The sequence below is a fragment of the Planomonospora antibiotica genome, from assembly GCF_014647955.1.
GTDB lineage: Bacteria > Actinomycetota > Actinomycetes > Streptosporangiales > Streptosporangiaceae > Planomonospora > Planomonospora parontospora.
Genome location: NZ_BMQE01000035.1, coordinates 1 through 12,915, shown reverse-complemented (window position 1 = coordinate 12,915; position 12,915 = coordinate 1). Strand labels below are relative to the sequence as shown.

The 12,915-nt window shown below is 73.4% G+C and carries 10 protein-coding genes; 7 read left to right on the top strand and 3 right to left on the bottom strand.

What is annotated here, in order from left to right; genetic code table 11:
• The first annotated feature begins 71 nt into the window (after positions 1–71).
• On the top strand, positions 72–1,517 hold the full coding sequence (locus IEZ06_RS25935) for an endonuclease Q family protein (protein WP_229798696.1): 1,446 nt from the start codon (positions 72–74) through the stop codon (positions 1,515–1,517).
• A gap of 18 nt (positions 1,518–1,535) precedes the next feature.
• Here the strand turns inward: IEZ06_RS25935 and IEZ06_RS25930 are convergent, their stop codons facing one another.
• Positions 1,536–4,331, bottom strand: a complete 2,796-nt coding sequence (locus IEZ06_RS25930; RefSeq protein ID WP_189239296.1) for an ATP-binding protein — start codon at positions 4,329–4,331, stop codon at positions 1,536–1,538.
• A 320-nt stretch (positions 4,332–4,651) separates the two neighbouring features.
• On the bottom strand, positions 4,652–6,382 hold the full coding sequence (gene leuA / locus IEZ06_RS25925; RefSeq protein ID WP_229798694.1) for a 2-isopropylmalate synthase: 1,731 nt from the start codon (positions 6,380–6,382) through the stop codon (positions 4,652–4,654).
• A 431-nt stretch (positions 6,383–6,813) separates the two neighbouring features.
• Between leuA and IEZ06_RS25920 the strand changes: the two genes are divergently transcribed.
• The 6 genes from IEZ06_RS25920 (at position 6,814) to IEZ06_RS25895 (ending at position 12,477) form a co-directional block, all read left to right on the top strand.
• Entirely contained in the window at positions 6,814–7,488 is a 675-nt protein-coding gene (locus tag IEZ06_RS25920; RefSeq protein WP_189239294.1) for a 4'-phosphopantetheinyl transferase family protein, read from the top strand.
• Between the two features lie 90 nt (positions 7,489–7,578).
• The gene (locus tag IEZ06_RS25915; RefSeq protein ID WP_203872303.1) at positions 7,579–9,078 is read left to right on the top strand and encodes an ABC transporter substrate-binding protein; all 1,500 of its coding nucleotides are present in this window, start codon (positions 7,579–7,581) and stop codon (positions 9,076–9,078) included.
• Positions 9,079–9,087: 9 nt separating this feature from the next.
• Positions 9,088–10,053: an ABC transporter permease gene (locus tag IEZ06_RS25910; RefSeq protein WP_189239292.1), complete on the top strand. Its 966-nt coding sequence runs from the start codon at positions 9,088–9,090 to the stop codon at positions 10,051–10,053.
• A gap of 38 nt (positions 10,054–10,091) precedes the next feature.
• The gene (locus IEZ06_RS25905) at positions 10,092–10,898 is read left to right on the top strand and encodes an ABC transporter permease (RefSeq protein ID WP_229798692.1); all 807 of its coding nucleotides are present in this window, start codon (positions 10,092–10,094) and stop codon (positions 10,896–10,898) included.
• Complete coding sequence (locus IEZ06_RS25900) at positions 10,895–11,710, top strand: ATP-binding cassette domain-containing protein (protein WP_189239290.1); 816 nt, start codon at positions 10,895–10,897, stop codon at positions 11,708–11,710. Before IEZ06_RS25905 ends, IEZ06_RS25900 begins: the two co-directional genes overlap by 4 nt.
• Positions 11,707–12,477: an ABC transporter ATP-binding protein gene (locus tag IEZ06_RS25895; protein ID WP_189239289.1), complete on the top strand. Its 771-nt coding sequence runs from the start codon at positions 11,707–11,709 to the stop codon at positions 12,475–12,477. Before IEZ06_RS25900 ends, IEZ06_RS25895 begins: the two co-directional genes overlap by 4 nt.
• A 40-nt stretch (positions 12,478–12,517) precedes the next feature.
• On the opposite strand, the gene IEZ06_RS25890 is transcribed toward IEZ06_RS25895, so the two are convergent.
• On the bottom strand, positions 12,518–12,915 hold a 398-nt coding region (locus tag IEZ06_RS25890), incomplete at its 5' end, for a biotin/lipoyl-containing protein (protein WP_308427688.1).

The following is a 12,915-nucleotide window of genomic DNA, read 5'->3' as shown; positions in this document are numbered from 1 at the left end:
TTCGCCCTGCTGGTGGGTGGATTCGCGAAGCCGACCGGACTACCCCGCCCCGCTCCGGGCAGGGGAGGCGGATGCGCTTCCACGCCGACCTGCACATCCACTCGAAGTACTCCCGGGCCTGCAGCCGGGACAGCGATCTGGGGCGCCTCGCGTGGTGGGCCCGGCGCAAGGGCGTCACCCTCCTGGGCACCGGCGACTTCACGCACCCGGCCTGGTTCGAACACCTCCGGGAGAGTCTCGTCCCGGCGGAGCCGGGGCTGTTCCGGCTCCGCGAGGACCTGGAACGGGAGACCGCCCGCACCCTGCCCCCCGCCCTGGCCGCCGGCCCGCTCCGGTTCACCCTGTCCGTCGAGGTCGCCACGGTCTACCGCCGGGGCGGGCGCACCCGGAAGATCCACCACCTGGTGCACGTACCGGACTTCGACGCGGCGGCGGCGTTCAACCGCGCGGCCGGGCGGGCCGGGGATCTCGGCTCGGACGGACGGCCCGTGCTCGGGATGGACTCCCGGGACCTGCTGGAGGCGACCCTGGCCTGCGGCGACGGCGCCTACCTGGTGCCCGCCCACGTCTGGACGCCGTGGTTCGGCGTGTTCGGCTCCAAGTCGGGGTTCGACACGGTCGAGGAGTGCTACGGCGACCTCTCCGGCCACGTCTTCGCGCTGGAGACCGGCCTGTCCAGCGACCCGGCCATGACCCGGCGGGTCTCCGGCCTCGACCGCCACCGGCTGGTCAGCCACTCCGACGCGCACTCCCCGCCCCGGATCGGGCGCGAGACCACGGTGTTCGAGACCGACCTGGACTACTTCGCGGTGCTGCGGGCGCTGCGGACGGGCGACGGATACGCCGGGACGGTCGAGTTCTTCCCGGAGGAGGGCCGGTACCACCTCGACGGGCACCGCAAGTGCGGGGTCCGGATGGAGCCGCGGGAGACGCGCGAGCACGGCGGGGTCTGCCCGGTGTGCGGGAAGCGGCTCACGATCGGCGTGCTGAGCCGGATCGAGGAGCTGGCCGACCGCCCGCAGGGCGCCCTGCCGCAGGACGCCTCCGGTTTCCGCAGTCTCGTGCCGCTGCCGGAGGTCGTGGGCGAGGTCCTGGGCGTCGGCCCGCAGAGCAAGAAGGTCCTGCGGGAGATGGACGGGCTCACCGCCGCGCTCGGACCCGAGCTGGCGATCCTGGAGGACGTGCCGGTCGGTGACATCGCGGCGCACTCCCCGCCGCTCGCGGAGGCCGTCGACCGGTTGCGCCGCGGCGAGGTCTTCCGGGACGCGGGCTACGACGGCGAGTACGGCACGATCCGGCTCCTCGGCCCCGGCGGGCGGCCCGGCAGGACCGGCAGGACCGGCAGGACCGGCGGGACGAGCAGGGCAGGCGGGACCGGCGGGACGAGCAGGGCAGGCGGGACCGGCGGGACGAGCAGGGCAGGCGGGACCGGCGGGACGAGCAGGGCAGGCGGGACCGGCGGGGAGTCCGCTCCCGCGCTCTTCGAGGTCGGCGAGGCCCTCTCCTCCGCCGACTGAGGCGGCGGAGGAGAGGGATCAGACCCGGGAACCGCCCAGCTCGAAGCTGGAGGGCAGGTCCGCCCGTCTGGTGATGTTCAGCTTGCGGTAGGTCCGGGTCAGGTGCTGCTCCACCGTGCTGACCGTGAGGTAGAGCTTCCCGGCTATCTCGCGGTTCGTGTAGCCGGAGGCCGCCAGAACCGCGACCCTGCGCTCGGCGTCGCTCAGGACCACGGCGGGCTCCCCCTGCTCCAGGACCGGCGAGTCCTCGCCCCCGCCTCCGCCGTCCGACCGGGAGAGCCCCCTGACCAGAGGCTCCGCCCGGCACTCCTGAGCCACGGTCCGGGCCCTGCTGACGATCATCTCGGCGCGCCGGAACTCCCCCAGGGCGTGGTAGGCCTCGGCGAGGTCCACGAGCACCCGCGACAGCTCGTAGCGGTCCCCGGCCGACTGCAGCAGGTCTCCCGCCTGGTGCAGCAGCATCGGGCGGTGCCGCAGCTCACCGGTGGCCGCCAGCAGCCGCATGGCCATGCCCTGGGCACGCGGCGTGGCGGGGCCGCAGCGCCTGAGCTGCTCCTCGACCAACCGGCGGGCCTCCTCCTCCCGTCCCATGCGCAGGCAGGCCTCGGCCGCCTCGACCCGCCACGGGATGAGCCCCGGCACATCGATGCCCCACTCCTCCATCAGCTCGCCGCAGAGCCGGAAATCCCGCAGAGCCAGCGCGGGGTGGTCGGTGGCCAGGCTGTACCGGCCGCGGGCGTGCAGGTAGGTCAGGCCGTAGCGCGTCTGGAACATGGCGTCGAGCACGGGACGGTCCAGCTGCGCGTGCGCGACCTCGTATCTGCCCATCGCCGCGGCGGCGACGACGAGACTGCCCAGCGGTCCGCCCGCGGCCACGCCCCAGCTGCTCGGCGGGATGATCTCCAGCGCCGTCCGCGCGTGCTGTTCGGCGCTCGGCATGTCCCCCTGGCGGATCGCCATCTCGGCGCGGATGGCCGCCAGCCTGGCCTGCCGGCTGGGGGCGTGCCGTGAGGACGCCTCCACGCTGAACAGGTCGCACCAGGGCGCCGCCTTGTCGGGACGCTCGCCGTACGTCAGGGCGAGCAGGGCGCTCTCCACGGTGTCCATCGACATCTCGTCCAGGCGGCAGCCGCGCAGGATCCGCTCGACCGTGTCCACCGCCTTGTCCTGCGGGCCCTTGGCGAGGACCTCGGAGAGCGCGAGCGCCGTGTCCAGCCGGCGGATCGCCGCCACCGACACGATGGCCGCGTGGCCCTGCTCCGCGGTCACCGGCCGCATGTGGGATAGGAAGACGGGATGGGTCGAGCGCAGCCACGGGCGGGCGATGAGCAGCTCCGTCACCGTCTCGGGGTCCGCGGCGGCCCCGGACTCGTTCAGGTGCTCGAACACGTCCCTCGCGTCGTCGAACCTGCCGTGCCACAGCAGCGCGCGGGCGAGCACCACCGCGTCGCCTCCCCGCAGGCTGCCCCGCTGCATCGCGTCGGTCAGCTCGGCGAGATGCGCCGCGGGAGCCCCCGGGTTGATCCGCCACTCGGCCCGCACGAGCATCGTGGTGATCCGCACCCGGTCCTGCTCGTCCGTGCACTCGTGCGAGGCCAGCCGCAGGTACGCCACCGCGGACTCGACGCGGCCCTCCCGCAGCGCGCTCCTGGCCGCGTCCTCCAGGACGGGCACGACCCAGGGCCGGTCCACCCGGTCCGCCTGCAGGAGGTGCTCGGCGACGGCCGAGGCCGGCGCCCCGCCCTCGTAGGCGAGCTCGGCGGCCCTGCGGTGCAGGTCCATCCTCTCCCTGGTGTCCACCTCGGCCAGCACGGCCGCGCGCGCCGCCTCGTGCCTGAACCGGCCCAGGCTGATCAGGCCCGCGGTGGTGAGGGAGCGCAGCCCCTGGGCCACGTCCCCCCGGCCGCCCCCGAGCAGCCGGTCCAGCACGTCGAGCTCGCCGAGGACCGCCAGGCCGCGGGCCACCCGGACCATCCGGGGCCCGCCGCGGTGCAGGCAGGACAGCACGGCCTTGCCGTACCGGTCACCGACGGCGGGCCCGTCCGGCGCACCGCCGGAGGAGCGCACGGCGTCCCGGTGGTCCTCCACCAGCGCCGTGATCAGCAGCGGGTTCCCGCCGCTGAACGCGTACCAGTCCTCGGAGAACCGCTCGGCCGGCTCCTGCCCCAGCTCGCGGGTGACGAACGCCGTCACGCCCTCCCGGGACAGGAGGGTGAGCGCGACACGGCGGCAGTGGGGCTGGCGGAGCAGCTCGGTCTGGAAGAACGTCTCCGCGGAGCGGCCGTGGTCGGAGTGGCTGAAGACGACGACGATCCGCGCGAACCTGACCCGGCGTGACAGGTAGGCCAGGCAGAGCAGGGACGCGCGGTCGGCGTGGTGCACGTCGTCGACGACGATCAGCAGCGGGCAGCGCTCGGACAGCTCGAGCAGCACCATGCAGAGTGCGTGGATGATCTGGGCGTCGGCCTGCCCGAGGGTCTCCGCCTGCGGATCGCCGGACGGCACGCCGTTCATCCCGTCCGCGCCCTCGGCCAGCAGGGCCGTGGCCCGCTCCCGCTCCTGCGCGGTCAGCGGCGCGTCCTGGATCAGCTGCCCCAGCACGCCCAGCGGCAGGTCGCGCTCCAGGCGGGAACCCGTCGCCGTGATGGCGAGGACGCCCAGCTCGATGGCCTGTTCGGCGAAGCGGTGCAGCAGCTCGCTCTTGCCGGTCGCCACGGTGCCGCTCACCAGTGCGACCCGGCCTCTGCCCGTCGCGGCACCGGCGAGCAGCTCTTCCAGGGAGGCCAGCGCCTCGTCTCGTTCGATCAGGGCCACAGTCGGCCTCCCCCTCGTGCGGAGAAACGGTTGACGCGGATCAGAACCGCAGTTGACGGCCGGACGGGGTCCGCAGGTCCAGCTCCGCGCACACCCTCCCTCTCGGCTTCCTGCGCCGGATGCGCCGCATGGGATCACTTCTTTCCATCATGGCCGCCCCGGAGCGAGGCGACACGGAGAACGCTAGGCGGGCGCGGCTTCGGTTCGTTATCGCACCGCTATCAGCGGTGCCGGATGCCCGCCGCCGCGCCGCCGTCAGCAGCACCCGAGGCCCGCCGTCGCACCGCCGTCGCACCGCCGTCGGCCGTGCCCGAGGCCCGTCAGCGCGCCGCCATCAGCCGCGCCGGAGCCGTGGCGGCTCCCGCGCTCCCCGCCGCGGGCGCGCGCCGCTGACGCGATCTGGCGACCGCGGAGCGCACCGCCGCCAGCGAGGCCGCCTCGATCTCCCCGCCGGTGCCCGCCCCCCAGGAGGTCCGGCCGTCCAGCCTGCACTCGGCGTAGACGGTCACCTCCGCGCCGGGGGCCCGCCCCGCGTCCGCGCCGTGCCCGGTACGGTGCACGGCGCGCACGTCGAAGCCCCAGCGGGCCAGCGCCGTACGGACCGACTGGACGGAGTCGGCCCGCGCGGCGCCCACGTCGAACCCCGCGCCGTCGAGGTGCAGGGAGGTGGTCACCGGGTCGCCGCCGAAGGCGAGCGGGACCGGCAGGCCGGCGGCCGCGAGGTACTCCCGCTCGAAGAGCTCCATGACCCGGTCCGGGGTGATCTCCCCGCCCGCCGCGTCGGCGTGCGCCTGGACCACGCCGGCGAACTCTATCTGCAGGTCGCGGGGGAGGTCGAGGCCGTGCCAGGCGCTCATGACGTAGGCCACACCCCCCTTGCCCGACTGGCTGTTGATCCGTACGACGGCCTCGTAGGTGCGGCCCACGTCCTCGGGGGCGATCGGCAGGTAGGGCATCTCCCACGGCGGTTCCGTCCCCTCCGCCGCGGCGCGCTCCTGCACGGCGAAGCCCTTCTTGATGGCGTCCTGGTGGGAGCCGGAGAAGGAGGTGTAGACCAGGTCCCCGCCGTAGGGGTGGCGCGGGTGGACGGGGATGCCGTTGCAGTCCTCCACGACCCGGCGGATGCCGTTGATGTCGGAGAAGTCGATGCCGGGGTCGACGCCCTGGGTGAACATGTTGAGTCCCAGCGTGACCAGGCAGACGTTGCCGGCCCGTTCGCCGTTGCCGAACAGGCAGCCCTCGACGCGCTCGGCTCCCGCCAGGAGGGCGAGTTCGGTGGAGGCGACGCCCGTGCCCCGGTCGTTGTGCGGGTGGATCGACAGGCAGACGTGCTCCCGCCGGGAGAGGTTGCGGTCCAGCCACTCGATCTGGTCGGCGAACACGTTCGGCAGCGAGCGTTCGACGGTCGTCGGGAAGTTGAGGATGATCCCCCGGCCCGGCTCCGGCTGCCACACGTCCATGACCGCCTCGCAGACCTCCAGCGCGAAGTCGGGCTCGGTGTCGTTGAACAGCTCGGGTGAGTACTGGAAGCCCAGGTCGCAGTCCGCCAGCGTCCGGTCGGCGTACTTCATCATCAGCCGGGTCCCCTGGACCGCGAGGTCCTTGCACTCGTCCCGGTCCATGCCGAACACGACCCGCCGGAACAGCGGCGACGTCGCGTTGTACAGGTGGATCGTGGCGCGCGGCGCGCCTTCCAGGCTCTCCACCGTGCGCCGGATCAACTCGTCGCGGGCCTGCACGAGGACGGAGATCCGCACGTCGTCGGGGATCCTGTCCTGCTCGATCAGCACCCGGAGGAAGTCGTGGTCGTCCTGGCTGGCGACCGGGAACCCCACCTCGATCTCCTTGTAGCCCATCCTCACCAGGAGCTCGAACATGGCGAGCTTGCGGGCCGGTGACATCGGGGCGACCAGTGACTGGTTGCCGTCGCGCAGGTCGGTGGAGAGCCAGCGCGGCGCCGAGGTGATGGTCTTGCCCGGCCACGTGCGGTCAGGGAGGTTCACCGGCGGGAACGCCCGATAGCGGCTCGCCGAAGGTCTGATGGTCTTCACTTCCGGGGTCCCTCTCTGCCGGCCTGCGTCCGTCTCAGCTGTTTCGACCTCGTACTGTCGGCTCTGGCGGCCGGAGGAGGCCGGCCGCAGGGCTGCTGTCGCCGCAAACGTAGGGAGGGCCGCCATCCCCTCGTTATCCGATCGCTTCCGGCCGGGCATCAGCGCAGCTCAGACGCCCGGCCGGGCGAAGGGGCGGGGTAGGGGTGCCCTTAGCCCGGCCGGACCACCCCGTGACATCCTTCCGGATCGTTCTGTTATGAGCGGAGCGTCCGTACGGTCCCATATGTGACCGCCAGTGAGATGCCCCGTGGCCGCCCGCCCGCGAGCGGCGCCCTGCACGCGTCCCGCGCGGAGGACCACCGGGGCGGGCGGCGCCGGCGGACCCGGACGGGCCCGCAGGCGCCGCCCGTGCCCCCACCCCGGAAGTCATCATGATCAAAAGAATCCTCCCCTCCAACGTGGTGTCCGTCGACACCTTCGAGGACTTCCCCGACGGGAAGCTCTTCCCCGGCGAGGAGGCCGTCGTCGGCCAGGCGGTCGAGAAACGCCGCAGGGAGTTCACGACGGCGCGCACATGCGCCCGGAAGGCGCTGCGCATGCTCGGCAAGCCGCCGGTGGCGATCCTCCCCGGCGTGCGCGGGGAGCCCCGGTGGCCGACCGGCGTCACCGGGAGCATCACGCACTGCGCGGGATACCGCGGAGCGGTGCTCGGGGAGTCGGCCCAGGTGGCGTCGATCGGGATCGACGCGGAGCCGAACGAGCCGCTGCCCAACGGCGTGCTGGACGCGATAGCCCTGCCGGTGGAGAGGGAGGAGGTGGCCCGGCTGGCCCTGGCCCATCCCGAGGTGCACTGGGACCGGTTGCTCTTCAGCGCCAAGGAGGCGGTGTACAAGGCGTGGTTCCCGCTGACCAACCGGTGGCTCAGCTTCGAGAACGCCTCCGTCACCGTGAACCCCCGCGACGGCTCCTTCTCGGCCCGCCTCCTCGTCGGCGGCGCGAACGTGTACGGCGAGCCGCTCAAGGGCTTCTCCGGACGCTGGCTCGCCGACCAGGGACTCCTGCTCACCGCCATCGTCGTGCCCGCGCCCGGCGCCACGCCCGCGTGACGCGGCGCTCCGCCGGAGGCCATGGCTCACGCCGAGGGAAAACGTCATAATGATCGCTACTGGCCATGTTCCTACAGACCAGGAGAAACCGTGAAGACACCGAAAAAGTGCCTCATTGGTCTTGTCGTAGGACTGGTGTTCACCCTCGCCTCCTGCGGCCTCGAACGGGCCTCGGCGGGCGCCCCTCCGGGAGAGGCGACGATCGGCGTCGGGTCGATGTACGAACCGCAGAACCTCGACAACGCCGGCGGCGGCGGGCAGGGCGCGACCGAGGCGCTGACCGGCAACGTCTACGAGGGCCTGTTCCGGCTCACCGACGGGGGCGGGGTCGAGAACCTGCTCGCCGAGAGCCACACGGTCAGCCCCGACGGGCTCACCTACACCTTCCGGATCAGGGACGGCGTGACGTTCCACTCGGGCGCCCCCCTCACCCCCGACGACGTGGCGCACAGCATCCGCCGGGTCACCGCCGCCGGCTCCACGTCCTCGCGCAGGGGCACGCTGGACATGATCGAGAGCATCCGGGGCTCCGGCCGGGACACGGTCGTCGTCAAGCTGTCGAGCAGGTCCATCTCCTTCGTCTACAACCTGAGCCAGGTGTGGATCGTCAACGACGCGCACGAGGACCTCTCCGCCTCCGAGGACGGCACCGGCCCCTACCGGCTCGGCACCTGGAAGCGGGGGTCCTCCCTGAGCCTCGACCGGTTCGACGGCTACTGGGGCCGGAAGGCCGCCAACGCCCGGGTGGTGTTCCGCTACTTCACCGACGCGAGCGCGCTCAACAACGCGCTGCTGACGGGCGCCGTCGACGTCGTCACCGGCATGCAGAGCCCGGACGCCCTCGCGCTGTTCGACGGCGACCCCGGCTACCGGATCAGCAACGGCAAGTCGACGACCAAGCTCCTGCTGGCCTTCAACAACCGCCGGGCGCCGTTCGACAGGATGCTCGTCCGCAAGGCCGTCAGCTCCGCGATCGACGAGCGGAAGCTGCTCGACTCCATCTGGAACGGCTACGGCAGTGCGATCGGGTCGATGGTCCCGCCGAGCGACCCGTGGTACGAGGACCTCACCCACGTGAACCCGTACGACGTGGAGCTGGCCAGGAGGCAGCTCGCCGAGGCCGGCTACCCCCGGGGCTTCACCTTCACGCTCGACACGCCCACCTACGACCCGCACCCCACGGTCGCGACCTTCGTGAAGTCGGAGCTGGCCAAGGTCGGCATCACGGTGGAGATCAACATGATCACCGCCGACGAGTGGTACACCAAGGTGTACCGGAACCACGACTTCACCGCGACGCTGCAGGAGCACGTCAACGACCGGGACGTCCGGTGGTACGGCGACCCCGGCTTCTACTGGGGCTACGACAACCCCCAGGTCGCCCGGGAGGTGAAGCGGGCCGAGCGGGCCGGCACGGTAGAGGAGCAGACCGCGCTGCTGAGGAAGGTCGGCCGGCGGATCGCCGCGGACGCGGCCAGCAACTGGCTGTTCCTCTATCCGCAGATCGTGATCGGGTCCTCCGGCGTGTCCGGTTACCCGGTCAACGGCCTCAACGCGCAGTTCTACGTCTACGACATCGTGAAGCGCTGATCCCGCACGATGCTCCCCTACCTGCTGCGGCGGACGCTGCTCCTGGCCGCCTCGCTGCTCCTCGCGAGCGCGGTGCTGTTCGTGCTGCTCCGGCTGCTGCCGGGCGATCCCGCCAACGCCCTGCTCTCGGTCGGGGCCACCCCGGAGCAGATCGCCGCCGTCCGGCGCGAGATCGGCTCCGACCGCCCGCTGACGGAGCAGTTCCTCTCCTGGCTCGGCCGGATGGCGGTCCTCGACCTCGGCACGTCGTTCGTCAGCGACCTCCCGGTGGGGCCGGAGATCTCCGCGCGCCTGGTCGTCACCGTGCCGCTGACCCTGCTGGCCTTCACCCTCTCCCTCCTGGTCGCGGTGCCGGTCGGCTTCGTCGCGGCCCACCGCCCCAGGACCTGGTACGGCCTGCTGCTCAACGGCGTGTCCCAGCTCGGGGTCGCGGTGCCGGTCTTCTGGATCGGGATGCTGCTCGCCACCGCCTTCTCCCTGCACCTGCGGTGGCTGCCGGCCGGGGGGTTCCCGCAGGACGACTGGGCCGACCCGGCCGGGGCCCTCGCCTCGCTGGCGCTCCCCGTCGCCACGGTCGCGCTGGTCATGTCCGCCTCCCTGATCCGCTACGTGCGCTCCGCCGCCCTGGACGTCCTGGACAGCGACTACCTGAGGACGGCCAGGGCACTGGGCTGCTCGCTGCCCGGGGCGATGTGGCGGCACGGCCTGCGCAACGCCGCGGTGCCCGTCGTGTCGGTCCTCGGCCTCGAACTCGCCACCACCTTCCTCGGTGCCGTCGTCGTCGAGAGCGTGTTCGCCCTGCCCGGCCTCGGCAGCATGCTGGTCAGGGCGTTCGCACAGCACGACTACCCGGTGGTCCAGGGCGTCCTGGTCGTCAGCACCCTCGCCGTCCTGCTGGCCGGCCTCCTCGCCGACACGGTCCAGCGGATCATCGATCCGCGGTTGCGCGACACCGCGGGGGGCGGCCGATGGTGAGCGCCCGGCGCGAACGGGGTCCCGGCACGGACCGCCGGGTGCGCTCCCGCACCCTCGCCGCCGGCTGCGTCCTGGTCGGCGCGGTCGCCCTGACGGCGCTCGTCTCGCTGGTCTGGCTCCCCTACGACCCGGCCGACACCTCGGGAGGACGGCTCGCCCCTCCCGGAGCGGCCCACCCGCTCGGCACCGACAGGCTCGGCCGGGACCTGCTGACCCAGGTGATGATCGGGGCCCGGATCGCCCTGGCGGCCGGGCTGGGGGCGACCGCGGTCGGCGGCGTGCTCGGCGTCGCCGCCGGGCTGGCCGGCGGGTTCGCCACCCGCTGGCTGGACGACGCCTTCGCGGTCCTGTCCGACATCCTGATCGCCTTTCCCGTCCTGCTCCTGGCCATGCTCATGGTCGCCGCCCGGCAGGCCTCCCTCGGCCCCGCGATCCTGGCGATCGGCCTGGCGATGTCCGTCACCGTCGCGCGGCTGACCCGGATACTGGTCAAACGGGTGCTGGCCCGGGACTTCATCACGGCGGCGCGCACCTCGGGCACGTCCTGGCCCCGGATCGTGGTCGAGCACGTGCTGCCCAACATCTGGCCCACGCTCCTGGTGAGCCTGGCGCTGCACCTGGGCGTGGCCGTGCTCGCCGAGGCGAGCCTGTCCTACCTGGGACTGGGCGCGGCTCCGCCGAACGCCTCCTGGGGCCGCATGCTGCGGGAGGCCCAGACGACGGCGTTCACCGCCCCGGTCGGCGTCGTCGCGCCCGGCGTGCTGCTGGCCGTACTCGTCATCGGCGCGAACCTGGTGGCCGACGGGGTCCGGGACGTCGCGGACCCGGCCAGGAGGAGGTCATGACGGAGCTGCTGGCGGTCGACGGGCTGGGCGTGCGCTCGGCGACCGGCCGCGCGCTCGTCTCCGGCCTGTCCTTCTCGATGCGCGCCGGCGACCGGCTCGGCCTCGTCGGCGAGTCGGGCTCCGGCAAGACGCTGACCGCGCTGGCGATCGCCGGCCTGCTGCCCCCCGGGATGACGGCGTCCGGCAGCGTCGTGCTGGACGTCCCCGGCCTGCCCGGGACCGAGGTCGTCGGGGCGGCGGAGCGGCGCCTGAACCGGCTGCGCGGGCGCGGCGTGACCGTCGTCTTCCAGGAACCCCTGGCCGCGCTGGACCCGCTGATGCCGGTCGGCCGCCAGGTCGCCGGACCGCTCCGGCGCAGGTCGGGGCTGCGCGGCGCCGCCCTGCGCCGCGCGGTCGTCCGGGCGCTGGCCGAGGTACGGCTGGCCGACCCGGAGCGGATCGCCGGCGCCTACCCGCACGAGATCTCCGGCGGGCAGCGGCAGCGGGCCGCGATCGCGATGGCCCTCGCCTGCGAACCGGCGCTGCTGATCGCCGACGAGCCCACCTCGTCCCTCGACGTGACGGTGCAGGCCGAAATACTGGCGCTGCTCGACGACCTGGTCCGCGCGCGGGGCACGGCCCTGCTGTTCATCGGCCACGACCTCGGGGTCGTCGCCGGCGTCGCGGACCGGCTCCTGGTGATGAAGGACGGCGCGGCCGTCGAGTCGGGAACCGCGCGGGCCGTCACGTGCGAGCCGTCCCACCCCTACACCCGCGAGCTGGTGGCCGGTGCCCGCCGGCTCGACGACGCGCTGGGCGGGATCCTGCGATGACCCCTCCCCTCCTGGAGGCCCGCGGCGTGGGCTTCGCCCACCGCGGCGGGCCGCCCGTGCTCACCGACGTGTCCGTCTCCGTCGACGCCGGGGAGAGCGTGGCGCTGGTCGGCGAGTCCGGCGCGGGGAAGAGCACCCTGGTGCGGCTGCTGCTCGGCCTGGGCAGGCCCGGCAGCGGCCGGATCCTCTTCGAGGGAGCCTCGGTCTCCCTGCGGGACCGGCGGTTCCGGCGCGCGGTCCAGCCCGTGTTCCAGGATCCCTACTCCTCCCTCGACCCCCGGCAGCGGGTGGACAGGATCGTCTCCGAGCCGCTCCGCTCGCTCGGTCTGCTCCCGGGGAGGGCACGACGCGCCGAGCGGGGACGCCGGGTCGCGGAGGCGCTGCACGCGGTCGGACTGCCCGAGGAGGCCGCGCGCCGCTACCCGCACGAGTTCTCCGGCGGGCAGCGGCAGCGCATCGCCATCGCGCGGGCGATCGTCTGCCGTCCCCGGATCCTGCTGGCGGACGAACCGGTCAGCGCGCTGGACGTCTCCACCCGGGTCCGCCTCATCGACCTGCTGGCCCGGCTGCGGGAGGAGCACGGCCTGGGGATGCTGGTCGTCTCGCACGACCTGGCCGTGGTGGCGGCCCTGTGCCGGCGCGTCGCGGTGCTGGAGCGCGGACGGATCGTGGAGCAGGGGGACACCGCCGCCGTGCTCGGCTCCCCCCGCCATCCCTACACGCGGCGGCTCGTCGCCGGCGTGCCGAGGCTGCCTCCCCGCGCCTGACCGGGTCGCCTCCGTGCGCCCGCTCGCGCGATGGTCCGGGTCAGGCGTCCTTGATGTCGCAGAGCACCGCCCCGGAGGTCACCGTCTGCCCCACCTGCGCGCCCAGCCCGGTCACCGTGCCCGCCTTGTGCGCGGTCAGCGGCTGCTCCATCTTCATCGCCTCCAGCACCACGATCGTGTCCCCCGCCGCGACCACGTCACCGTCGGCCGCCACCACCTTCACGATCGTGCCCTGCATCGGGCTGATGAGCGCGTCCCCGCCCGCGGCCTTCTTCACCGCACCGCCGCCCCCGCGCCGCCGCGGCGCGGTCGCCCCGGAGGCTCCAGGGGCACGGCCCGCACCCGCAGCGGGCAGGCCCAGCCCGGCCGGAAGCACGACCTCCAGCCGCTTGCCGCCCACCTCGACCGTGATCCGCTCCCGCTCGGCCGACTCCTCCG